This window comes from Mycolicibacterium vinylchloridicum, assembly GCF_013404075.1.
Classification (GTDB): domain Bacteria; phylum Actinomycetota; class Actinomycetes; order Mycobacteriales; family Mycobacteriaceae; genus Mycobacterium; species Mycobacterium vinylchloridicum.
This window is the reverse complement of the sequence record NZ_JACBJQ010000013.1, coordinates 110,945-133,963: the sequence shown is the minus strand read 5'-3', so window position 1 is coordinate 133,963 and position 23,019 is coordinate 110,945. Positions and strand designations below refer to the sequence as shown.

21 protein-coding genes and 1 pseudogene are annotated in these 23,019 nt (G+C 67.8%); 11 read left to right on the top strand and 11 right to left on the bottom strand.

The window, feature by feature from the left end; all coding sequences use genetic code 11:
• The first annotated feature begins 6 nt into the window (after positions 1–6).
• Positions 7–1,290, top strand: a complete 1,284-nt coding sequence (locus HPC46_RS13670) for a 13E12 repeat family protein (protein WP_179470625.1) — start codon at positions 7–9, stop codon at positions 1,288–1,290.
• A 3-nt stretch (positions 1,291–1,293) separates the two neighbouring features.
• Here the strand turns inward: HPC46_RS13670 and HPC46_RS13665 are convergent, their stop codons facing one another.
• The 3 genes from HPC46_RS13665 to HPC46_RS13655 form a co-directional block, all read right to left on the bottom strand.
• On the bottom strand, positions 1,294–2,040 hold the full coding sequence (locus tag HPC46_RS13665; protein WP_179470623.1) for a 3-hydroxybutyrate dehydrogenase: 747 nt from the start codon (positions 2,038–2,040) through the stop codon (positions 1,294–1,296).
• Positions 2,037–3,386, bottom strand: coding sequence for an MFS transporter (locus HPC46_RS13660; protein WP_179470621.1), 1,350 nt, complete (start codon positions 3,384–3,386; stop codon positions 2,037–2,039). Before HPC46_RS13660 ends, HPC46_RS13665 begins: the two co-directional genes overlap by 4 nt.
• Positions 3,387–3,538: 152 nt before the next feature.
• On the bottom strand, positions 3,539–5,056 hold the full coding sequence (locus HPC46_RS13655) for a GMC family oxidoreductase (protein ID WP_179470619.1): 1,518 nt from the start codon (positions 5,054–5,056) through the stop codon (positions 3,539–3,541).
• A gap of 145 nt (positions 5,057–5,201) precedes the next feature.
• On the opposite strand from HPC46_RS13655, the gene HPC46_RS13650 reads away from it, so the two are divergent.
• The gene (locus tag HPC46_RS13650; RefSeq protein WP_179470617.1) at positions 5,202–6,020 is read left to right on the top strand and encodes a MerR family transcriptional regulator; all 819 of its coding nucleotides are present in this window, start codon (positions 5,202–5,204) and stop codon (positions 6,018–6,020) included.
• On the opposite strand, the gene HPC46_RS13645 is transcribed toward HPC46_RS13650, so the two are convergent.
• Both HPC46_RS13645 and HPC46_RS13640 read right to left on the bottom strand, forming a co-directional pair.
• Entirely contained in the window at positions 5,996–6,862 is an 867-nt protein-coding gene (locus tag HPC46_RS13645; RefSeq protein WP_179470615.1) for an SDR family NAD(P)-dependent oxidoreductase, read from the bottom strand. The two genes, HPC46_RS13650 and HPC46_RS13645, sit on opposite strands and share 25 nt — an antisense overlap.
• Positions 6,863–6,866: 4 nt before the next feature.
• Positions 6,867–7,232, bottom strand: coding sequence for a nuclear transport factor 2 family protein (locus tag HPC46_RS13640; protein WP_179470613.1), 366 nt, complete (start codon positions 7,230–7,232; stop codon positions 6,867–6,869).
• 98 nt (positions 7,233–7,330) lie between these two features.
• Here HPC46_RS13640 and HPC46_RS13635 point away from each other — a divergent pair, with 98 nt between their 5' ends.
• Together HPC46_RS13635 and HPC46_RS13630 are read left to right on the top strand one after the other, a co-directional pair.
• On the top strand, positions 7,331–8,248 hold the full coding sequence (locus tag HPC46_RS13635; RefSeq protein WP_179470612.1) for a LysR family transcriptional regulator: 918 nt from the start codon (positions 7,331–7,333) through the stop codon (positions 8,246–8,248).
• 44 nt (positions 8,249–8,292) lie between these two features.
• The gene (locus HPC46_RS13630; RefSeq protein ID WP_179470610.1) at positions 8,293–9,060 is read left to right on the top strand and encodes an alpha/beta fold hydrolase; all 768 of its coding nucleotides are present in this window, start codon (positions 8,293–8,295) and stop codon (positions 9,058–9,060) included.
• A gap of 6 nt (positions 9,061–9,066) precedes the next feature.
• Here the strand turns inward: HPC46_RS13630 and hsaB are convergent, their stop codons facing one another.
• From hsaB to hsaA, 4 genes are read right to left on the bottom strand one after another with little or no spacing between them, the layout of a single operon-like run.
• Entirely contained in the window at positions 9,067–9,633 is a 567-nt protein-coding gene (gene hsaB / locus HPC46_RS13625; protein ID WP_179470608.1) for a 3-hydroxy-9,10-secoandrosta-1,3,5(10)-triene-9,17-dione monooxygenase reductase subunit, read from the bottom strand.
• A gap of 3 nt (positions 9,634–9,636) precedes the next feature.
• Positions 9,637–10,536 carry an iron-dependent extradiol dioxygenase HsaC gene (gene hsaC, locus HPC46_RS13620; protein WP_179470606.1) on the bottom strand — a complete coding sequence of 300 codons (900 nt, stop codon included), beginning with the start codon at positions 10,534–10,536 and terminating at the stop codon, positions 9,637–9,639.
• The gene (hsaD, locus tag HPC46_RS13615; protein WP_179470604.1) at positions 10,533–11,423 is read right to left on the bottom strand and encodes a 4,5:9,10-diseco-3-hydroxy-5,9,17-trioxoandrosta-1(10),2-diene-4-oate hydrolase; all 891 of its coding nucleotides are present in this window, start codon (positions 11,421–11,423) and stop codon (positions 10,533–10,535) included. The genes hsaC and hsaD overlap by 4 nt, the downstream gene beginning before the upstream one ends.
• Positions 11,424–11,436: 13 nt before the next feature.
• Positions 11,437–12,621 carry a 3-hydroxy-9,10-secoandrosta-1,3,5(10)-triene-9,17-dione monooxygenase oxygenase subunit gene (gene hsaA / locus HPC46_RS13610; RefSeq protein WP_179470602.1) on the bottom strand — a complete coding sequence of 395 codons (1,185 nt, stop codon included), beginning with the start codon at positions 12,619–12,621 and terminating at the stop codon, positions 11,437–11,439.
• Positions 12,622–12,766: 145 nt separating this feature from the next.
• Between hsaA and HPC46_RS13605 the strand changes: the two genes are divergently transcribed.
• The gene (locus HPC46_RS13605) at positions 12,767–13,834 is read left to right on the top strand and encodes a 2Fe-2S iron-sulfur cluster-binding protein (RefSeq protein WP_179470600.1); all 1,068 of its coding nucleotides are present in this window, start codon (positions 12,767–12,769) and stop codon (positions 13,832–13,834) included.
• A gap of 9 nt (positions 13,835–13,843) precedes the next feature.
• On the opposite strand, the gene HPC46_RS13600 is transcribed toward HPC46_RS13605, so the two are convergent.
• The gene (locus tag HPC46_RS13600) at positions 13,844–15,949 is read right to left on the bottom strand and encodes an acyl-CoA dehydrogenase family protein (protein WP_179470598.1); all 2,106 of its coding nucleotides are present in this window, start codon (positions 15,947–15,949) and stop codon (positions 13,844–13,846) included.
• A gap of 211 nt (positions 15,950–16,160) precedes the next feature.
• Between HPC46_RS13600 and kstR the strand changes: the two genes are divergently transcribed.
• From kstR to HPC46_RS13585, 3 genes and pseudogenes are all read left to right on the top strand, one after another.
• Complete coding sequence (kstR, locus tag HPC46_RS13595) at positions 16,161–16,826, top strand: cholesterol catabolism transcriptional regulator KstR (protein ID WP_179470596.1); 666 nt, start codon at positions 16,161–16,163, stop codon at positions 16,824–16,826.
• Between the two features lie 7 nt (positions 16,827–16,833).
• A complete protein-coding gene (otsB, locus tag HPC46_RS13590; RefSeq protein WP_179470594.1) occupies positions 16,834–17,610 on the top strand; it encodes a trehalose-phosphatase in 777 nt (258 codons plus the stop codon).
• A 347-nt stretch (positions 17,611–17,957) separates the two neighbouring features.
• Positions 17,958–19,199 (top strand): annotated as a pseudogene (locus HPC46_RS13585) (PGRS repeat-containing protein); the annotation flags it as partial.
• Between the two features lie 5 nt (positions 19,200–19,204).
• Here HPC46_RS13585 and HPC46_RS13580 read toward each other — a convergent pair.
• Positions 19,205–20,305, bottom strand: a complete 1,101-nt coding sequence (locus tag HPC46_RS13580; protein WP_179470590.1) for an Rv3575c family transcriptional regulator — start codon at positions 20,303–20,305, stop codon at positions 19,205–19,207.
• A gap of 149 nt (positions 20,306–20,454) precedes the next feature.
• Here HPC46_RS13580 and HPC46_RS13575 point away from each other — a divergent pair, with 149 nt between their 5' ends.
• The 3 genes from HPC46_RS13575 to HPC46_RS13565 are packed head-to-tail and all read left to right on the top strand — an operon-like array spanning position 20,455 to position 23,014.
• Positions 20,455–21,333 (top strand): metal ABC transporter solute-binding protein, Zn/Mn family, encoded by an 879-nt coding sequence (locus HPC46_RS13575; protein ID WP_218894133.1) that lies wholly within the window; start codon positions 20,455–20,457, stop codon positions 21,331–21,333.
• 9 nt (positions 21,334–21,342) lie between these two features.
• The gene (locus tag HPC46_RS13570; RefSeq protein WP_179470586.1) at positions 21,343–22,155 is read left to right on the top strand and encodes a metal ABC transporter ATP-binding protein; all 813 of its coding nucleotides are present in this window, start codon (positions 21,343–21,345) and stop codon (positions 22,153–22,155) included.
• Positions 22,148–23,014: a metal ABC transporter permease gene (locus HPC46_RS13565; RefSeq protein ID WP_179470584.1), complete on the top strand. Its 867-nt coding sequence runs from the start codon at positions 22,148–22,150 to the stop codon at positions 23,012–23,014. The genes HPC46_RS13570 and HPC46_RS13565 overlap by 8 nt, the downstream gene beginning before the upstream one ends.
• Positions 23,015–23,019: the final 5 nt, after the last annotated feature.

The following is a 23,019-nucleotide window of genomic DNA, read 5'->3' as shown; positions in this document are numbered from 1 at the left end:
GACCACATGTTCGAAAGTTTGTTCGAATTCGACGCTGAGGCCGACGAGGCGACGCTGCGTGGGGTCGTCGAGCAGCTCGAACAGCTGAAGGCCGCCGCGGCCGCCGCGCAGGCCCGCGCAACGGAAGCCTGGGCGACCAAGCGCCATGCCGCAGAAGCGGCGGCAGGTGTCCCGAAGCCGAAACGCGGGCGCGGACTGGCCAATGAGGTGGCCCTCGCTCGTCGTGTCGCGCCGAAGCGGGGTGGCCAACACCTCGGGTTGGCGACTGCTCTCGTACGCGAGATGCCGCACACCCTCGCCGCACTGGAATGCGGTGCACTCAACGAGTGGCGCGCGACGTTGGTCGTGCGAGAGTCAGCCTGTCTCTCGATCGAGCATCGTCGGCAACTGGATGCCGAACTGTGCAGCGACACTTCGGCACTCGAAGGCTGGGGTGACAAGAGGGTTGCGGCCGAGGCGAAGAAGATCACCGTACGCCTGGACGCGCAAGCCGTTGTCGAACGCACCGCCAAGGCCGCCGTCGACCGGTGCGTGTGGATCCGGCCTGCCCCGGACACTATGGCCTACGTGACGGTGTTGTTGCCCGTCGCGCAAGGAGTCGCGGTGTACGCCACGGTCAAACGAGAAGCCGATACCACCTTTGACGGACGTTCCCGAGGTCAGGTCATGGCCGACACAGTGGTGGAGCGCATTACCGGCAGGCCCGCAGACCAGCCCGTACCGGTGTCGCTCAACCTGGTGATGGCCGATACCACCTTGGCCGGTGACGACAATGAGTCGGCATGGTTGGACGGCTACGGTCCGGTGCCGGCCGGGTTCGCATGCAAGATCGTCGGCGACGCCGCCGTCGATGAAGACACCAGAACCACGTTGCGAAGGCTCTATCGGCATCCCGACAGCGGACAGCTGGTTGCGATGGAATCGCGTTCGCGGATCTTCCCGAAAGGGTTGGCCGCGTTCATCGGACTGCGGGACCAAACCTGCCGAACGCCATACTGCGACGCCCCTATCCGCCATCGGGATCACGCGCTACCGCACCGCGAATCCGGCCATACCAGCGCGCTGAACGGCCTCGGCGAGTGCGAAGCGTGCAACTACGCCAAAGAGGCCCGCGGCTGGCGCGTAAGCACTTCCGAGTGTGACGGCAAGCACCAGGCCAACTTCACCACTCCGACCGGCGCCACCTATCGGTCCATCGCCCCACCGTTACCCGGACCCCCGATCCGAAAACGGATCAGCATTGCTGAAAGTCAACTCAGTGTCGACCTGGTCACCTTCGACGCCGCTTGACCACTAGCGGGCGCTCCAGCCACCGTCCATCGTGTAGGAGGCGCCCGTCACCATCGCCGCGGCGGGCGATGCCAGCCAGCCGACCAGGTCGGCGACCTCCTCCGGCTCGACCAGCCGTTTGATCGCACTCTCGCTGAGCAGAATGGTCTCCAGCACTTCCTGCTCGTCGATACCGTGAGTTCTCGCCTGGTCGGCAATCTGCTTGGCCACCAAAGGGGTTCGCGCGTAGCCGGGATTGACACAGTTGCTGGTGACGCCACGCGGACCACCTTCGAGCGCAGTGACCTTGGACAGCCCTTCCAGCGCGTGCTTGGCCGTGACATAGGCGACCTTGTACTCCGAGGCACGGATTCCGTGCACCGAGGAGATGTTCACGATCCGGCCGAACCCTCGCTCGTACATCGCCGGTAACGCCGCCCGAATGAGCAGGAACGGGGCCTCCACCATCAACGCGAGCAACATCCGGAACTTCGCCGGCGGAAAGTCCACGATCGCATCGATCACCTGCAGTCCGGCATTGTTGACCAGGATGTCGAACTCGATTCGTAGCTCCTCCAGTGCCGCGACGTCGAGAAGGTCCACCTCCCAGGACTTTCCGCTGATCTCGCGGGCCAGCGCACAGGCTCCGGCGCCGTCGATGTCGGCAACGGTCACGTGCGCCCCACGCTCGGCCAACTCACGGGCACACGCCGCGCCGATGCCGCTGGCGGCCCCGGTCACCAGAGCAGTGCGCCCAGCCAGTGACGTCACGCGACCGCCGTTGCCGACGGCCCGTGCCGCTGTGCGTCTGCCGTGTCGATATCGGCCAGGTCGATGCCCTTGGTCTCACGAGCGAAAGCCAGCGCGACCAGGGTGATCACCGCGGCCGCGGCCAAGTAGACGGCGATCGGGACCGCGGAGCCGTACACCGCCAACAGCTTCACCGCGATGATCGGGGCCAGCGAGCCGGCGAAGATCGCGGTGACCTGATAGCCAAGGGACACTCCGGAATAACGCATCCTGGTCGGGAACATTTCGGCCATCAGCGCCGGCTGCGGGGCATACATCAGCGCGTGGATGACCAGACCCAGAATGATCGAACCCATGATCAGCAGGTACTGGCCGCTGTTCATCATCGGGAAGGCGACGAAGCCCCACACCCCGGCGCCGAGCGCGCCGACCAGGTACACCGGCTTTCTGCCGTAGCGGTCCGACAACCGTCCGGCGTACGGGATGACCACGAAATGCACTGCGTGCGCGACCAAGAGCCACCAGAGGATATCGCTGGTATCGGCGTGCACCTCGACCTTGAGATAGGTGATCGAGAACGTCACCACCAGGTAGTACATGATGTTCTCGGCGACGCGCAGGCCCATCGCGGTGAAAACTCCACGGGGATAACGCTTGAGCACCTCGACGACCCCGTACGAGCTGGCCTTCATCCGCTCGGCCTCCTGCTGGGCCTCCACGAAGATCGGCGCATCGGTGACCTTGGTGCGGATGTAGTAGCCGATCAGCACCACCACCGCCGACAGCCAGAACCCGACCCGCCAGCCCCAGGACAAGAACGCGGTCTCCGACAGCGTCGCGGTCAGCGTCAGCAGCACCACCGTCGCGAGCATGTTGCCCACCGGTACCCCGGCCTGCGGCCAGCTGGCCCAGAATCCGCGCTCTCGATTGGGACTGTGTTCGGCCACCAGCAGCACCGCACCGCCCCACTCCCCGCCCACCGCGAAGCCCTGCAGGAAGCGCAGGATCACCAGCAGCGTCGGCGCCCAATAGCCGATCTGACCGAACGTCGGCAGGCAGCCCATCAAGAACGTCGACGCGCCGACCAACACCAAACTGAACTGCAGCAGCTTCTTGCGGCCGTACTTGTCGCCGAAATGGCCGAACACGATCCCCCCGAGCGGGCGCGCGGCGAAGCCGACCGCATAGGTGATGAACGCCGCCAGGATCGCATCGAGATCGCTGGTGCCCTTGGCGAAGAAGATCTTGTTGAAGACCAAGGTCGCTGCCGTGCCGTACAGAAAGAACTCGTACCACTCGACGACGGTGCCGGCCATCGAGGCGGCGACGACCTTCTTCAGTCCGCTCGCCGCGTTGGTCACACTCATCCGGCCCTCCTCCGATCGCCGTATCCAGGACTGCCCCCATGTGATGGCGGCCACACCGACCTGAGTATTCGCGCACCTCGCCGGGCGATGCAATGCCGAAACCCGCAGGAACGATCTGCGATTATGCAGATATTGCCGCCTTTACCCGCCAGTCAGCGGATCAGATCGGCGGCCTTCTCGCCGATCATGATCGCCACGGCATTGGTGTTCACCGGGACCAGTCGGGGCATGATCGACGCGTCGGCGACCCGCACGCCGGTCAGGCCGTGCACCCGCAGATCCGGCCCCACCACCGCCTCGGGGCCGGTGCCCATCGCGCACGTACCGACCGGGTGGTAGTAGGTGCCGGTGCCTCGAGCCAGGAAAGCCCGCAGCGCCTCCTCGTCGGTGGCACCAGGTCCGGGGAGCACCTCGCGCGCTCGCCACGACGCGAACGGCTCCCCGGCTGCGATCTCGCGAGCCACCGTGACGCCGTGGACCATCCGCCGCACATCCGACTCCGCACCGAGATAGTTCGGATCGATCAGCGGCGGTGTCGCAGGGTCCGGCCCCGCAAGCCGAATCGAACCGCGCGCGTCCGGCACCGTTGCCACGGCCAACGTAAAGCTGTTCGTCGGTGCGGCCAAGTGCGGTGGGTGAAACGGCACGTGGATGAACATCAACTGCATGTCCGGTCCGGCCAGCGAACTATCGCTGCGCCACAGCAGCGATGTCTCGGCGTGATTCGTCCGTGCTGCCGGAATCGGCTGCGCTGCTTCGTAGACGACGCCGCACAGCGGATGGTCGTGCAGGTTACGGCCCACCCCGGGCAGGTCGTGGAAGACGCCGACCCCGGCGGCTTTCAGTTCTGCCGCAGGTCCGATCCCCGACAGCAGCAGCAGCCGCGGAGAATCCACCGCCCCGGCGCTGACCACCACCTCGGCGTCGGCGAACGCGGTCGCCTCGCGACCGTGCCATACCAAATCAACTCCGACACAGCGGTTTCCGACAAACCGCAATCTGTGTGCGCGAGAATCCGTGATGACAGTCAGGTTGGCTCTGTCCCGCGCGGGGTGCAGGTAGGCCGCAGCGGTGCTCTGCCGATTGCCACCGGAGATCGACAGATCATGCCAGCCGGCCCCCTCGGCGTCAGCGCCGTTGAAATCGGCGGTCAACGGGAAGCCGGCGGCAACCGCGGCATCGAGGAACACCTGGGACAGCGGATTGGCCACTTCGGCGGCGGCCGGCTGCGGACACATCGGACCGTCAACGCCCCGGTAGCGCGGATCCCCGCCCCGGACCGTCTCCATCCGCCGGAAGTAGGGCAGCACCGACGCGTAATCCCAGCCGACGCAACCTGATTTGGCCCAATTGTCGAAATCGCTCGGGTGTCCGCGCAAGTACACCATCGCGTTGATGCTGCTACTTCCCCCGAGCGTGTGGCCACGCGGCCAGTTGTGCGCGAACCCGGCGGTGCCCGGCTGCGGGACGGTGTCGTAGGAGTAGTCGATCTCGCTGCCCCACAGCGCCGGCCACGCGGGCGGCGCGGAGATCTCGGGCTTGGTGTCCGCCGGTCCCGACTCGAGCAGCAGCACCCTGACGGCCGGGTCCTCGGACAACCGGGCAGCGATCACACAGCCTGCCGACCCCGCACCGACGACCACGTAGTCATATCCACTGAAACTGGGCATCTGCCAATCACTTTCCTTATCTGGGTGGTCGCGGTCGCCGGCTGCCGCACGGACTGGTTAACGCGGCGCCGCCGGGGCGGGCTTCCCTGCGCGCTAGATTGCGTGGGGAAGTTCGTTGCCCCCGGGAGGAGGTTGAGGAGAGGTCGTGCGTTCCCAACTGACCATCGGCGAGTTCGCCACGGTGACGCACCTGAGCGTGCGGACACTGCGGCGCTACCACGAGGCCGGACTGCTCGAGCCCGCGACAGTCGACCCGACTTCGGGCTACCGGTACTACGAGCCCGAGCAGATCCCCACCGCGCAGGTGATCCACCAGCTCCGTCAGCTCGATGTGCCGTTGGCCGAGGTCCGGTCGATCCTCGCCACCGACGACCCGCAACAACGGGCCGACGTGATCGCGGGCCATCTGCGTCGGCTGGAGGCCGAGCTGAGTCGGACCCAGGCCGCCGTCGTGTCGCTGCGCCGGCTGCTCCGCCCGGACCCGGCCGACGTTCAGGTCGAGCTGCGCTCGGTGCCCGCACGAACCGTCGCCGCGATCACCGAGCAAGCGCGCCTTGGTGATTCGGTGCGCTGGTACGACGATGCGATGGCCGAACTCGACGAGGCCTTCCCTCCGGCGGAACGCACCGGACCGCCCGGCGGGCAGTACGCGAACGCGCTGTTTGCGCACGGAGCCGGGGTGATGATGGTCTTCCGGCCAGTCCGTACCCCACGAACATCCGGCCGCATCGAGGTCGTCGAGCTCCCTGCGGCCGACCTTGCCGTCGCGGTCCATTGCGGACCGCACGATGACATCGACGTGACCTATGGCCGTCTCGGCGCCTGGGTCGTCACGCATGCCCTTGCCGTCGACGGACCGATCCACGAGACCTATGTGGTCGGGCCCCGTGACACCGACGACTCGACCAGGTGGCGAACAGAGATCGGCTGGCCGGTGTTTCAACTCGCCCCCGCGCCGGGGTAGGCGGCCGGCGGGAAGTCGGCGCCGCGGGACAACGCCTCGTAGGCGCGGACCTCAGCGAGCGAATTCTCGAGCGTCGCAACGACGGTGTCGAACCCGTCGCTGCCGATGACCAACCGTCGGGGAGGCGGGTCCTGCGCCATCGCGGTGATCACCGCGCGGACCCCGCGCCGGGGGTCGCCGGGCTGGGTGCCGCTCTGCTCGACCATCGCCGACCGAACCTGCTCCAGCATCGGCCGGTAGTCGGCGATCGATTCGGCGACTGGTTCATCGGCGAAACCCGCGTAGGCGTGGGTGCGAAAGGCCCCCGGCTCCACGGCCATGACCTGAATCCCCAGCGGCGCAACCTCTTCGCGGAGCACCTCGGTGACGGCCTCGACGGCGAACTTCGTCGCACTGTAGTAGCCGAATCCAGTGACGCCGCTGCGCCCTGCAACCGACGACATGTTGACGATCCACCCGCTGCCCCTGGCGCGCATGCCCGGGAGCGCGACCCTGACGACCGAGAGCAGCGCGAAGAAGTTCAGTTCGAACATCGCGCGGACATCCGCGTCGGCCATGCCCTCGATCGACCCGTACCACCCGCGTCCGGCGTTGTTCACCACAACATCGATGCCGCCGAACTGCTCCTCGGCGGTGCGGACCGTGGCCTGCACCGCAGCGGCATCGGTGACGTCCAGCGGCAGAACAAGCACTCGGTCGCCGTGGGGTCGGGCCCACGAGTCCAGCTCGGCGGGCCGTCGCGCCGTGAGCACCACCCGGTCCCCGACCTCCAGAGCGGCGTCGGCGTAGGCCATTCCGAACCCACCGGGGGTACCTCCGGTGATGAACCAGTTCTTCGTCATCGGCTCACGGCTCGATGACGAGACGGCTGATCAGGTTGTCGGCCAGGGTGAACCGATAGTGCAGGTCGGCCACCCCACCCGGGAAGTCGCCGACCAGGCGCTGGAGCACGTCGAAGTGCGCGGCATCCCTCGTGGTGGCGGCGGTGAACTCGGTGGTGAAGGTGTACTCGGTGCCGGCGCTGGCCAGCCAGGTACCGATCGCCTCCCGCCCGTGCGCGGTGTGGCCTTCGTCGGTGACGGTGGCCTCGGCGGCGAAGGTGCTGATCGCCGCGGCCACGTCGCGAGCCCGATGCGCGGTGAGGTAGGTCCTGATCACCGCCGGAAGCGCGTTCCATCCGGTGGCGGTGCTTTCGATGTTGTGCGTTGTCATACCGCCACAGTGGGGTTTCCCCCAGGGGGAGGGTCAAGCACCGAACGGCGGCACCGGCGTCGAGGGCCAAGCGTGCGGGTGTCTGCGAATATGCAGATATGCCTGTGCCGCCCGCACGCCCGAGCGCCGACGATCTGCTGGTGTTGCTGGCCGTCGGCCGCTCCGGCCGGTTCGTGACGGCCGCCGAAGAACTCGGTCTCAACCACACAACGATCTCGCGACGGATCACCGCGCTGGAGCAGACGCTCGGCGGCCGCGTGCTGGCCAGAGCCGCGGGCGGCTGGGAGTTGACCGATCTCGGCCGTGCGGCACTGGCTGCCGCCGAAAGCATCGAGTCCGCGGTGCGCTCGTTGTCCCCCAGCGCCGACGGCACCCCGCCCCTGGAAGGCGTGGTGCGCATGTCGGCCACCGACGGGTTCAGCGCCTACATTGCCGCACCGGCGGCCGCCCAGATGCAGCGTCGCGATCCGCGGGTGGCAGTCGAGATCGTCACCGCCACCCGCCGGGCGTCCCAGCAGCGCTCCGGCCTCGACATCGAGGTCGTGGTCGGCGAGCCGCGGGTCCGACGCGCGATCGCACTGCACTTGGGCGAGTACCGGCTGGGTCTCTACGGAGCGCGTAGCTACCTGGATCGCCACGGCAGCCCGGCGACCCTCGCGGAGCTGGCGCGCTTTCCGCTGGTGTACTTCATCGACTCGATGCTGCAGGTCGACGATCTCGATCTGGCGTCGAGTTCCCTTCCCCCCATGCAGGAATCGGTGACCTCGACCAACGTCTTCGTCCACGTCGAAGCCACCCGCGCGGCGGCGGGTCTGGGATTACTGCCGTGCTTCATGGCCGACCGCCACGAGGACCTCGTCCGGGTACTGCCGGGCCAGCTGGGCCCACGGTTGAGCTACTGGCTGGTGGCCCGCGCCGAGACGCTGCGGCGCCCAGAGGTCTCGGCGCTGGTCGCGGCGATCAAGGGCCGCATGGCCGACCAGCACGATGTGTTGCTGGGTACAGACGCGGACTGAGCCCAGGTGTTGCGGCATACCGGCGTAGCTGGTGGGCTCAACCCATGCCCTTCATCGACCACGAACTCGGCCGCGCCTACTACCGGCACTGGGCCGCGCTGGAACCGCGCGCGGCCATCATCTTCCTACACGGGTTCGGCGAACACACCGGTGTCTACCACCGACTGGGTTTCGCCCTCAACGCCGCCGGTATCGACCTGTGGGCCGTCGACCAGTTCGGCCACGGCCTATCCCCCGGTACGCGCGGAGACTTCGGCAGGATCGAAGACAGCTCCGCACTGGCCGAGCGTCTCACCGAGTTGGCGGAACAGACGACGCCAGGCATTCCGCTTATCGCACAAGGGCATTCATACGGCGCCGTCATCACGCTGTTCCGGCTCCTCGACCAGCCGAAGCGCTATCGCGCGGCACTCATCTCCGGCGCGCCGGTGGTCCCGGTGCCTGAATTGCTCGACACCGACAGCTCACTGGACCTCGACCCGCACTGGCTGTCCGACGATCCGTTCTACCTCGACGCGATGGAAAACGATCCGCTGGCGTTCGTCGAAGCCGACAGCGTGCCACTGGCCCGCGAACTCGATCGCGCATGGGACCGATTCGGCACGGAATTGCCGAAGCTGGCCGTCCCCACCTTGGCCATCCACGGTGAGCTCGACCCGATCGCCCCGGTCAGTGCGCTGCGCGCCTACGCCGAGCAGATCGAACCGCTGAGGCTGCGGGAGTTCCCCGGCGCGCATCACGACATCCTCAACGAGACGGTGCACCGCGAGGTCGCGTCGGCGATCCTCGAGTTCATCGGGGAGCAGAGCTGAACCGGACTACAGCCAAGTGTCGGGTGTGGTGGCGGTGAGGAAGGCGTCGAGGTCGTCGCGCCATTGCGCCGGGGTGTTCTTGTCTGGCTCGATACCGGTGTACTCGCCGCGGTAGAACAGCAGCGGCCGCGGCTTCGTCTTGGGCACCTCCGACAGCGAGTGCACCGCGCCGAACACCACGAAGTGGTCGCCGCCGTCCGTCACCGACGCCACCGTGCAGTCGATATGCGCCAACGTGCCATCAATCACCGGTGATCCGAGCTTGCTTGGGGTCCAATCGATTCCGGCGAACTTGTCCGGCTCCTTGGAGCCGAACCGCGCGGACACATGCTGTTGCTTCTCGTGCAGGATGTTGACGCAGAACTTTCCGCTGGCCTCGATCGCCGCCCAGGATCGCGACACCTTGGTCGGGCAGAACAGCACCAGCGGCGGATCGAGCGACAGCGCCGCGAACGACTGGCAGGCGAACCCCACCGGTGTGTCGTCGTGGACCGTCGTGATGATCGTGATGCCGGTGCAGAACTGCCCCAGCACGTGGCGGAACGTGCGAGGGTCGATCGCGGGCGACGACATCGGCTACTTGAACCCGACGGAGAAGTCGTGGCCCCAGAGGCTGACCGCGGTGCTCTCCCTGGCGATCCAATCCTTGTCGTCGACTTCTAGCCCCTCACAACCGAATTCGATGTCGAAGCCGCCGGGGGTCTTCATGTAGAAGGACAGCATCTTGTCGTTGGTGTGCCGGCCGAGCGTCGCCGACATCTTCACCTTGCGACGGTTGGCGCGATCCAGGCACAGCCCGACGTCGTCGGAGTTCTCCACCTCGACCATCAGGTGCACGATGCCGGTCGGATTGGGCATCGGCATGAAGGCCAGCGCGTGGTGGCGCGGGTTGCAGCCGTAGAAGCGCAACCAGACGGGATCGCCGTCGGCCGGCCGGCCCGCGATCTGCGGGGGCAGGCTCATCGAGTCGCGCAACCGGAAGCCCAGCACATCCTGGTAGAACGCCTGCGCGGCGGCATCATCGTCACAGGTGAGCACGACGTGTCCGAGGCCCTGTTCGGCGGTGACGAACTTGTGGCCGTAGGGGCTGACGAACCGGCGGCCCAGGTACTGCGCGCCGTGGAACGCTTCGAGAACGTTGCCGGCCGGATCGGAGAACCGGATCAAGCCCTCCACCCGTCGCTCGGACTTCTCCTCGCGCGTGCCTTCGGTGAAGTCGACGCCGGCCTTGGCCAGCGTCTCGCGCAGGCTCTGCAGCGCGGCCGCATCGGCGACCTCCCAACCGGAGATCAGCAGCCTGTCCCGGTCGCCGGGCACGATCACCAGTCGGGCGGCGAATTCGTCCATGCGCAGATAGAGCGCGTCGGGGATGGCCCCGTCACCCTCGACCATGCCGAGCACCTTGCATCCGAACTCTCGCCAGGCCCCCACGTCGGTTGCCTCGATTCGCATGTAGCCGAGCGCCTTTAGCGTCATGCCCCACCTCCGAGGAAATCAACGGTCAGCTTGTTGAACTCGTCGAATTTTTCCAACTGAGCCCAATGTCCACATTGCCCGAAAACGTGCAGCTGCACACGCGGAATCTGTTTCAACGCCACCAGGGCGCCGTCGAGCGGGTTGACCCGATCCTCACGGCCCCAGATCAGCAGCACCTGCTGACGCAGCTTGTACACATCGCGCCACATCATGCCGAGCTCGAAATCGGCTCCCGCGAACGACTTTCCCATCGCGCGGGCGGCGGCCAGCGACTCCGGGGTGCTCGCGATCGCGAAGCGTTCCTCGACCAGCTCCGGGGTGATCAGCTTCTGGTCGAAGACCATGATGCGCAGGAACTTTTCCATGTTCTCGCGCGTCGGGTCGGCGGTGAACCGGGCCAGCAGCTTCACACCCTCGGTGGGATCCGGTGCGAACAGATTGACGCTCAGCCCGCCGGGGCCCATCAGGACCAGCCGGCCGGCGCGCTTGGGGTTGTCCAGTGCGAAGCGCACCGCGGTCCCGCCACCCAGCGAGTTGCCCACCAGATCGGCGCGTTCGATCTTGAGGTGATCAAACAGGTTGAGCAAAGCCGTTGCGCTGTAACGGTTGTACTGCTCGTGTTCGGCGTGCTTGTCAGAGTGTCCGTAGCCGGGCTGATCGACGGCGAGCACGTGAAAGTGCTTGGCCAGCACCGGAATGTTCTTGGCGAAATTCGACCAACTCGAAGCTCCCGGACCGCCGCCGTGCAGCAGCACCACTGTGCGTGGATTGCCGACACCCGCCTCGTGGAAGTGCAGGCGCATATCATCGCGGACCTGCGCGTAGCGCGAGGTCGACTGATGAGTCAGCTCCCGAATCGACTCCGGTTCCTGGATGAAGGACGTCATGGGGGCCGGCCCGTCACACCATCGTGTCGCCGAGCGGCAGCCCGAATGCCTGGTTGCCGAACATCACGTAGGCGCGCTCGGCGTCGTTGGCGGCGTGCACCCGGCCGGCGTGCGCGTCACGCCAGAACCGCTGCAGCGCCGTGTCGGTGCCCAGTGCGGTGGCTCCGGCACTCTCGAAGAGCCGGTCGACCGATGCGATCGCGCGTTGGGTGGCGCGCACCTGGTCCCGGCGAGCCTTGGCCCGCAACTCCAGCGGAATGTCCTGCCCCGCCAGCAGCAGCTTGTACTCGGCGGCCAGGTTGCCCGACAGCTGGGTCCAGGCCGCGTCGATATCGCTGGACGCCTCGGCGATGCGGACCTTGGCGAACGGATCGTCCTTGGCCTTCTCACCCGCATAGGCGGCGCGCACCCGCTTGCCCTGATGCTCGACGTGAGCGTCGTAGGCGCCGTAGGCCATTCCGACGATCGGGGTCGAGATCGTGGTCGGATGCATGGTGCCCCACGGCATCTTGTACACCGGCGCCGTGTTGGTCTGCAGTCCGGGGGACGCCAGATCACCCATCGCCTTGAACGAGGTGAACCGGTGCCGCGGCACGAACACGTCCTTCATCACCAGAGTGTTGCTGCCGGTGCCCTTCAGGCCCACCACATGCCAGTCGTCCTCGATGCGGTAGTCGCTGATCGGGACGAGGAAGCTGCCGAAGTCGACCGGCCTGCCGTCCTTGATGACCGGCCCGCCGACGAAGGTCCAGGTGGCGTGGTCGCAGCCCGACGACCAGTGCCAGGCGCCGTTGACCAGATAACCGCCGTCGGTGACGACGCCGGCGCCCATCGGAGCGTAGGACGAGGAGATCCGGACGGTCGGGTCCGCGCTCCAGACGTCTTCCTGGGCCTGTTGGTCAAAGTGCGCGAGGTGCCAGTTGTGGACACCCAGGATGCCCGCCACCCAGCCGGTCGAACCGCAGGCACTGGCCAGCCGGCGAACCGCTTCGTAGAACACCGTCGGGTCGCTCTGCAGGCCGCCCCACTGCTCGGGCTGCAGCAGCTTGAAGAACCCGGCCTCGTCGAGTTCGGCGATCGTGGCATCGGGAATGCGACGCAGGTCCTCGGTCTCCTGAGCCCGCTCGCGCAGCTTTGGCAGCAGTTCGTCGATGCCGGTGAGAACCGACTCCGCGTCACGCTGTTGAATAGACGTCACTGCATGCCTCCCAGAAGTGCGTTACTTCGACCAAGACTAGAACACGTTACTCTTTGTGTCGAGCAGCGCGAGCCTGCGGCTGGTAGCGATATGTAAACCCATTTCTGTAACCTGTTCTAGTTGGCTGGAGGGAAGGCTAAGCAACGTGACGCAGGTTCCACCGGACGAGCCACTGGGAAGCCACGTGCTCGAGTTGGAAGTGACCGATGTCGTCGAGGAGACCGACGACTCGCGATCATTGGTGTTCGGCGTGCCCGCGGGGGCGGACATCCCGGCGGATCGCCTGCGGTACGCACCCGGCCAGTTCCTGACCTTGCGCGTCCCCAGCGACCGCACCGGCTCGGTGGCCCGCTGCTACTCGCTGTGCAGCTCGCCGTTCACCGATGACGCGCTGACCGTCACCATCAAGCGCACCGCCGACGGCTATGCGTCGAACTGGCTGTGCGATCACGCGCACCGGGGCATGAAGATGCACGTCCTGGCGCCGTCGGGCACCTTCGTGCCGAAGACCCTCGACGCCGATTTCCTGCTCATCGCCGCAGGCAGTGGAATCACCCCGATGCTGGCCATCTGTAAGTCGGCGCTCTCGCAGGGCAGTGGCCAGGTGACGCTGCTCTACGCCAACCGGGACGAGAAGTCCGTCATCTTCGGTAGCGCGCTTCGTGACCTCGCTGCCAAGTACCCCGACCGGCTGACGATCGTGCATTGGCTGGAGTCGGTACAAGGCCTGCCCAGCGTCACGGCGCTGAGCAAGCTGATGGCTCCCTACACCGACCGGCAGGCGTTCATCTGCGGGCCGGGCCCGTTCATGAACGCCGCCGAAGAGGCCCTGTCGGCTCTGTCCGTTCCGGCCAAGCAGGTGCACATCGAGGTGTTCCGCTCGCTGGACACCGATCCGTTCGCCGCGGTGAAGATCACCGACGAGGGTGACGAGCCGCCGGCGACCGCAGTCGTCGAGCTCGACGGACAGACCCACACCGTGTCGTGGCCGCGCAGCGCCAAACTGCTCGACGTGCTCCTCGACAAGGGGCTCGATGTGCCGTTCTCGTGCCGGGAGGGGCACTGCGGCGCGTGCGCGGTCGTCAAGCGCAGCGGCGAGGTCGAGATGGAGATCAACGACGTCCTGGAGCCCAGCGATATCGAAGAGGGACTGATCCTGAGCTGCCAGGCTCGGCCAAAGTCAGATTCGGTGGAAGTCACCTACGACGAGTAGGGCAGCTTCCTAGCGCGGCAACCCCAGCAGCCGCTCGCCGGCCATGGTGAGCAGGATCTGCTCGGTGCCGCCGGCGATGGTCAGGCAGCGGGTGTTGAGGAAGTCGTGCACGAACCCGTCGATGACGAGGCCGCCCGACTCGCACAGTTCCTGACGGAACTCGGCCAGCGCCTGGCGGTGCCGCACACCGATCAGCTTGCGCGCGCTGGCTTCTGCACTGGTGTCGTGTCCTCCGACGGCAAGCTGCGCGATCCGCTGATCGAGCAGTGAGCCCGCCTGCGCGGACAGGATCAGCTTGGCCGTCTGGTCGGCCAGCGCAGTATCGAGCTCCCGCTCGGCGACCGTGCGCAGCATCTCCTCGACGGGATTGCCCAGGGCGGTGCCCTGCGCCATCGCGACCCGCTCGTTGGCCAGGGTGGTGCGGGCCAGCCGCCAGCCGTCGTTGACGGTGCCGACCACCATCTCGTCGGGCACGAAGACCTCGTCGAAGAACACCTCGTTGAACAGCTCGTCGCCGGTGATCTCACGAAGCGGCCGCACCAGCAGGCCCGGCGAACGCATGTCGATCAGGAAGTAGGTGATGCCCTTGTGTTTTGGCGCATCGGGGTCGGTGCGCGCCAGACACACGCCCCAATGCGCCTTCTGCGCGGCAGACGTCCACACCTTCTGCCCGGTCAGCTTCCAACCACCCTCGGTGCGAACGGCTTTGGTGCGCAGGGCGGCCAGGTCCGATCCGGCGCCCGGCTCGGAAAACAGCTGGCACCAGATGATCTCGCCGCGCAGGGTGGCCGGAACGAACTGCTCGATCTGCGCAGGCGTGCCGCCCTCGAGAATCGTCGGCACCGCCCACCAGCCGATCACCAGATCGGGACGTTGCACGTCGACCTTGGCCAGCTCGGAGTCGATGAGCAACTGCTCGGCAGGCGAGGCTTCGCGCCCGTACGGCTTGGGCCAGTGCGGGGCGAGCAGGCCGGTCTCGGCCAGCGCGGGCTGTCGCTTGTCGGCCGGAAGGGCCGCCACTTGTGCTGCGGCAGCGGCGATTTCGGGCTGCAGATGGGCGACGGACTCCAGGTCGATGTGCAACTCGCGGCGCACCCCCTCCAGCGTCAGCGCGCCGACGCGGCGCAGCCACGCCGGACGGCCGCCGAGGATCTGGCCGATGCTGTAGGCCCGGCGAAGGTACAGGTGAGCGTCGTGCTCCCACGTGATTCCGATACCGCCGAGCACCTGGATGCAGTCCTTGGCGTTGGCCTTGGCTGACTCGATGCCGATAGCGGCGGCGATCGCCGCGGCGATGGCGAGCTGCTTGTCATCTTCACCCGACACCGCGACCGCGGCGTCGGCGGCGGCAACCGCGGCCTGCTGCGAGCGCAACAGCATCTCGGCGCACATGTGCTTGATGGCCTGGAAGCTGCCGATCGGCTTGCCGAACTGCTCGCGCACCTTGGCGTACTCGACGGCGGTGTCCAGCGTCCAGCGGGCCACGCCGGCGGTCTCGGCGGCCAGCACCGTGGCGGTCAGGTCCTCGAATCGGCGGCGCGAGCCCGCCAGCGTGGCGGCCGGTGCGGCGTTGACCGTGACCTTGGCCAGTGGGCGGGAGAAGTCGGTGGCCGCGAGCAACTCGAGCGTCACGCCGTCGGCGGCGGCGTCGACCACGACGACGTCGTCACCCACCGGCAACAGGAGCACGCCGGAGGTATCCGCGCCGAGCACGTACTGAGCGGTGCCCGACACCGTGTCGCCGTCCAGCGTCAGGTCTGCGGCCAGCGACAGCCCGGCCGTCGCCGCCCCGGACATCAGCGCTTCGAGCAGTTCGGCATCGGTGACCAGCAGCGTGGCCACCGCCGTCGTCGCGACCGGTCCCGGGATCAGTGCCCGCGCGGCTTCCTCGACCATGGCGCACAGGTCCTGCACGGACCCGCCGGCCCCGCCGGCGTCCTCGGCCACCGCGACACCGAAGAGTCCCAGCTCGGCCAGGCCGCGATAAATCGGGCGCCAGGCATCTGGCGTGCCGTGTTCGACGTCGCGCACCGCGGCAAGGGCACCAGACGATGCGGCCCAGCTGCGGACCAACTCCCGGGCGGCAAACTGTTCGTCGGTGATGGTCGCAGACAACGTCGGCTCCTAGGTTTCACAAAGAGGGGCCGCTGAAAATCTCGTAGGCCCACTAGAACGTGTTCTAATAGTGCAAGCGATCAACAGTCAAGTCGACCAGCATCGCAGCAGGACACGCGGCTGTCCTGGGGGACGCAGAGATACGCGACGCAGTCTAGCGATGCGTATCGTTTCCCCCAGAAACGGCCCTTGGAAGGAGCTGACCGAACCCATGTCATCGCCAGTGCAGAAATCCTCGGCAGGCGGTGCGGGCTCGCAGCCACGCGAGGTGATGCCGGTGTCAGTTCTCGCCGAATCAGAGCTGGGCTCAGAAGCCCAGCGTGAGCGCCGTAAGCGCATCCTGGATGCCACCATGGCCATCGCCTCCAAGGGCGGGTACGAGGCGGTCCAAATGCGCGCGGTCGCCGATCGCGCCGACGTGGCCGTCGGCACGCTGTACCGCTACTTTCCGTCCAAGGTCCACCTGCTGGTTTCCGCGCTGGCCCGGGAGTTCGAGCGCATCGATTCCAAGACCGACCGGTCCGTGGTGGCCGGCGGTTCGCCGTTCCAGCGACTGAACTTCATGGTCAGCAAGCTGAACCGGGCCATGCAGCGCAACCCGCTGCTGACCGAGGCGATGACGCGGGCCTATGTGTTCGCCGACGCCTCGGCGGCCGGTGAGGTTGATCACGTCGAGAAGATCATCGACAGCATGTTCGCCCGCGCCATGAGCGACGGAGAGCCGACCGAGGACCAGTACCACATCGCCCGCGTCATCTCCGATGTCTGGCTGTCGAACCTGCTGGCCTGGCTGACCCGCCGGGCCTCGGCAACCGACGTCAGCAAACGACTCGACCTTGCCGTCCGCCTTCTGATCGGCGACGACGGCGAGTCCTGAGACTCCGGTGCCCGTGTTCGGAGAAGACCTGCAGCGCGCGCTGAGCCACGTCGCCCGCGTCCCGCGGTTGTTGGTGGCCTCGGATTTCGACGGCACCATCGCGCCGATCGTGGCCAACCCGCCCGATGCCCGCCCCATCCCGGCTGCCGCCGAGGCTCTTGCCGCGCTGGCGGTCCTGCCGGATACCAGTGCTGCGCTGATCTCAGGGCGGGCGCTGAGCACCCTGCGAGAGCTGTCGGGTGCCCTGGCCGATGTCCATCTGGTCGGCAGTCACGGCGCGGAGTTCGACGCCGACTTCCTCGACGCGATCGACGGTTCGGCCAAGGCTCTGCTCGCCGAACTCGAACGGACGATGACGGAACTGACCCAGCGCTATCCCGGGGCCACTGTCGAAAACAAGCCGGTCAGCGTGGCCTTCCATGTCCGCAACACGGTCCCCGACCAAGCTCAGCAGGCACTCGACGAAGCGCTGAATGCGGTGCGGGACTGGGATGTTCACGTCACCGAGGGCAAGGCGGTCCGCGAGTTTGCGGTCATTGACACCGACAAGGGCGCCGCGCTCGACCAGCTGCGGCAGGCGTGCGACGCCAGCGCGGTGGTGTTCTTCGGCGACGACGTCACCGACGAGAAGGCGTTCAGCCGGCTGGCCGACGGCGATATCGGCGTGAAAGTGGGTCCGGGTGAGACCCTGGCCCGCTTTCGGGTGGACTCCCCCGACGATGTTGCGACCGCGCTGACAGTTCTGCTGCAGGCGCGCGCGCAATTGGAGTATCGCTCTACTTAAGCCATCCCCGCTGTCGTCCGTGACGATCGGTTTCGGGCGATCCGCCGGATCTGCCCCGACCGACGGGGGATGTCATGAGCAACCGGGTGACCTGCTGTGCCGCAATGATTGTCGGAGCTGGAGTTGTCTGGACGCTCCCGCTGCACCCAGATTCGGCAGCGCCACCGCGGCTCGCCACAGCACAGGTGCGGCTGGCCTCGGTCGGGGTGCCGTTGCCGGCCACGCCGACGTGCTGGCCGGGTCTGCCCTGCGGCCACGCCACCTCCACCGCCTCCGCGGCGTCCGCGACCCCGATGGCCGCGGCCAGCGCCGGGGACACCCTGCTGCTGACCATCACCTTCGGCGCTATCGGCAATGGCGCCGACGCAACCACTCCTGGCGCCGACGGCCGCAACGGCGGCTGGCTGATCGGAAACGGTGGTGACGGTGCCGACGGTGCGCCCGGTCAAGACGGCGGAAACGGCGGCCGGGCCGGGCTGATCGGCAATGGTGGCGCCGGTGGGGCGGGCGGCACTGGCGGGACCGGATCCGATGGCGCGAATTCTGTTCAGGCAGATGGCAAGTTGGGAACCGGTGACGCGGGCGGTCGCGGCGGAAACGGGGGATCTGGCGGCGCCGGCGGCTCGCTGTTTGGCAACGGCGGCAAAGGCGGTGCCGGCGGGACCGGCGGCCAAGGCGGCACCGGCGGCAGCACGCCCGCACTCGGGATCGACGGCGGCAACGGCGGCCGGGGCGGTGACGGCGGTGACGCGGGCGAGGGCGGACATGCCGGCGCGCTGGGCACTTCCGGCGCCTGGGGTCTCGACGGCGACGGCGGGACGGGCGGCAAGGGTGGTGACGGCGGTAGTGGTGCCACTTCCGCCGGGAACGGCGGCACCGGGGGCGAGGGCGGCAACGGGGCGGGATTGTTCGGCCACGGTGGTACCGGTGGTAAGGGCGGCGACGGCGGCACACCCGACAGCACGAAAGCCGATGGCACCGGTGGTACCGGCGGAGCCGGTGGCACGGGCGGCAAGGGCGGTAGCGGCGGAAGCCTCACTGGCACCGGGGGCGACGGCGGCGACGGCGGTGGCGGCGGCACCGGGTCCACCGGCCCTAAGTCTGGTGGTCTCACCGGCGGCCTCGGAGGTGGCGGCGGCGACGGCGGCGACGGCGGCAGCGACGGAACCGGAGGTACTGGCGGGGCCGGCGGTAGCGGCGGCGACGGCGGGGACGGCACGAGCACCGTCGTCGGCTTTGCCGGTGACGGCGGCAAAGGGAATGCGGGCGGCGACGGCGGAAACGGCGGTGGCGGGAAAACTGGCGGCGACGGTGGGGCGGGCGGCCATGGCGGTACCGGCGGCGATGGTTCCAATCCGAACCAGGGCGGCGCGGGCGGCAAGGGCGGTACCGGAAATGCCGGGACTGCCGTCGGAGGCGCGGGCGGCCGTGGCGGGGATGGCGGCAACGCCGGTACCGGCACGGGCAACGCTCCCGGTGGAGCGGGTGGAGCCGGTGGCGCGGGCCAGGGCGGCGCGACTGCGGGGGGCGCCGGAAGTGCGCAGAAGAGCGGGGTCGGCGGCGCGGGCGGGACCGGCGGCCCCGGTGGTCCGCACTAGGCCGGCGGGCCTGCCGTCCGTCCCCGCACCAATTCGGTGGGCAGCACATCGATCACCGGCAGACCGTCGCGCGGCGGATTGTGCAGCAGCCGGCCGGCGCGCTTGCCCTTCTCCAGACTGTTCTGCGACACCGTCGTCAGGCCCCGGCTCAGCGCCTCGGGAATCCCGTCGAATCCGGTGACGGTCATCTTTCCTGGCACGTAAATACCATGCGCGCGTAGGTAATCCATCGCCGAGATGGCGAGCACGTCGGCGGTGCACATCAGTGCGGTGATCCGCGGGTTGGTCTGCAACGCAAGCTCGGCGGCCACCGCTCCGGAGGCCGGCAGGTGCTCGTAGCTTTCGACGATCGTCAGGGATTCCGGATCCAGCCCGGCGGCGGTCATCGCGTCGCGCACCCCGCCGATCCGCTCGCTCTGGACGTGAAAGTTCGAGCTGTCCAAACGTTCCGCACTCACCACGCCGGCGGTCTGATCTCCGACCCGTCGTTCGGTACCCAGCCGCATCGTCAGAAGACCGATCTCGTGGTGGCCCAGACCGATGACGTATTCGGCGAGTTCCCTTGTGGCGCCGCGGTCGTCGATGCAGACCCGCGATGCGCCGGGCACGTCCTTCGGCTGGTCGACCACGACCACCGGCACGTGGCGCTGCAGCACCGTCTGCAGATACGGGTCGTCGTCGGAGGCTGCGTACACCACGAAGCCGTCCACGCCCGCGCCCAAGACCGAATTCGTTCCGTCCGAAAGACTTCGGTCCGGGCCGACGGCCACCAGCAGCAGGCCCTGGCCGGCCTCCTCACACGATTCGGCAAGTCCAGCAACGAAATTCAACGCGGCCGGATCGCTGAACGCGTAGGTCAGCGGCTCGGTGATCACCAGGCCGACGGCGCCGGCCTTGCGCGTGCGCAGCGAGCGGGCCACCGGATCCGGGCCGGCGTACCCCAGCCGTTTCGCGGTGGCGAGCACCCGCTCCCGCAAATCGGCCGACAACTGGTCGGGGCGGTTGTAGGCGTTGGAGATCGTGGTCCGCGACACCTTGAGCTCGGCGGCGAGTGAGGCCAGGGTCGCACGCCGCCGCGGCGTGGGACTTCTGGACATGCTCCGTGAGGCTAGCGCATGGACTTGCGTTCGACAGGTACCGATGGCATAGAGTTATTGGAAACGGTTTTCATTTGTATTAGGTTGACCTAAGACGGAGAGGAGAGATCGTGCGCACTGCGGCGATCCGGACGGTCATCGGTGTGTCGATGCTGGCGCTGACGGCGGGGCTCACCGCGTGCGGCGGCGACAAGTCACCGGGCAGTGCGCAGGACCAGACCCCGACCGTGGTGGCTTCCACCGACGTCTGGGGCAGCGTCGCGCAGGCCGTCGCCGGCGACCACGCCAAGGTGACCTCGATCATCACCAGCGCCTCGGCCGACCCGCACTCCTTCGAGGCCAGCCCCGCCAATGCTGCGGCGATCGCCGACGCGTCACTGGTCGTCTTCAACGGCGGCGGCTACGACCACTGGGTCGACGACGTCTTGTCCAGCCATCCCGGGGTGGCCTCGGTCGACGCGTTCTCGCTGCTTCAGGCGCCGCCCGGCGAGTCGCAGCCGGCCAACGAGCACGTCTTCTACGACTTGAACACGGCCAAGGCCGTCGCCGCCAAGATCGCCGACAAGCTGGCCTCGGACGACCCGGCGCACGCTGCCGACTACAAGGCCAACGCCGAAACCTTCGACCGCAATGTCGATGCCATCGCCCAGACCGAGACGGCGATCCGCACCAGCCATCCGGGCGCGGCCGTCGTCGCCACCGAACCCGTCGCCCACTACCTGCTGGTGGCCGCCGGCCTGACGGACAAGACACCCGCCGGATTCGCCAGCGCCGTGGAGCAGGACACCGACCCCGCCCCCGTCGACGTGGCCGCCATGCTGGACCTCATCAAGAGCCGCCAGGTGGCGGCCGTGGTGTTCAACGAGCAGACCGTGACCGAGGTGACCAAGCAGGTCCAGGCCGCCGCCCAGAGCGCCGGAATCCCCGTCGTCAGCGTCACCGAGACGCTGCCCGCGGGCAAGGACTACGTGGCCTGGCAGCGCGATACCGCCGACCGGTTGTCCGCCGCACTACAGCAGAACCGATAATCACTGCTTGTGGGTGCCGAGATCGTCTGCTTGTCGGGTGCCCGGCTGGCCTTCGGAGACCGGGTGCTGTGGGACCACCTCGACCTGAAGGTGGCCCCTGGAGAGTTCATCGCCATCCTCGGCCCCAACGGCACCGGTAAGACGTCGCTGTTCAAGGTGCTGCTCGGGCAGTTGCCGCTCAGTGCGGGCACCGCCACCATCGAGGGCCGGCCGATCGAGGCGGGCAGTGACCGGATCGGTTACGTGCCCCAGCACCGCTCGGTGGACCGTGGGCTGAGCCTGCGCGGCCGTGACCTCGTGCGCCTGGGCCTCGACGGCCACCACTGGGGCATCGCGCCGCTGCGCCGCACGGAACGCCAGCACCGCCACCAGGTCGTCGAGCGGGCGCTGGCCCAGGTGCGTGCCCGCGAGCTGGCGAGTGTTCCGGTCGGGGTGATGTCGGGCGGTGAGTTACAGCGGGTGCGTATCGCCCAGGCGTTGGCCAGCGATCCGACGTTGCTGCTGTGCGACGAACCCCTGCTCAACCTCGATCCGGCCAGCGCCCGGCTGGTGGCCCAGCTGATCGACCGGCGGCGCCAGACCGGCACCGCGGTGATGTTCGTGACGCACGAGATCAATCCGGTGGTGCCCTATGTCGACCGGGTGCTGTACCTGGTCAACGGCCGGTTCCGGATCGGCACGGTCGCCGAGGTGATGACATCGGAGACCCTCTCGGAGCTCTACCAGGCCGACATCCAGGTGGTACAGGTCGGCGATCGCTATGTCGTCGTCGGCGAACATCTGGACCACTCCGGCCATACCCACGGGCACACCCATGAATGACCGCTTCTCGCACCTGCTGGACCACCTGTTCTCCTTCGACATCACCGCCGATCTGCTGGGCCGGGGGTTCGTGCAGCAGGCTTTGGTCGCGGCCGCGCTGCTGGCGCTGGTGGCCGGGCTGATCGGGCCCTTCATCGTCATGCGCCAGATGTCGTTCGCCGTCCACGGTTCCAGCGAGCTGTCGCTCACCGGTGCGGCGTTCGCGCTGCTGGCCGGTTTCAACGTCGGGCTCGGCGCACTGGTCGGCAGCGCGATGGCCGCCGTCCTGTTCGGCATCCTCGGTCAGCGGGCCCGCGAGCGTGATTCGGCGATCGGTGTCGTGCTGGCCTTCGGGCTGGGCCTGGCGGTGCTGTTCATCCACCTGTATCCGGGCCGGGCCGGCACCAGCTTCGCGCTGCTGACGGGTCAGATCGTCGGCGTCGGCTATTCGGGGCTTGCGCTGTTGGTGGCGGTGACGGTGTTGGTGGTCGGTGTGCTGGCCGTCAGCTATCGACCACTGCTGTTCGCCACCGCCGACCCGGAAGTGGCTGCCGCACGCGGTGTTCCGGTGCGGGCACTGGGCATCGTGTTCGCGGCCCTGGTCGGTGTGGTGGCCGCGCAGGGTGTGCAGATCGTGGGCGCGCTACTGGTGATGTCGCTGCTCATCACCCCGGCCGCCGCGGCAGCGCGGGTGTTCAGCTCACCGGCCGCCGTCATCGCGGCGTCGGTGGTCTTCGCTGAGGTGACGGCGGTGCTCGGCATCGTGCTCTCACTGGCACCCGGTGTCCCGGTGTCGGTGTTCGTCACGACGATCTCGTTCGTGATCTATCTGGTGTGCTGGGCGATCAGTCGACGCCAGGTGGACCCCGCCGCAGCCTAGGCTAG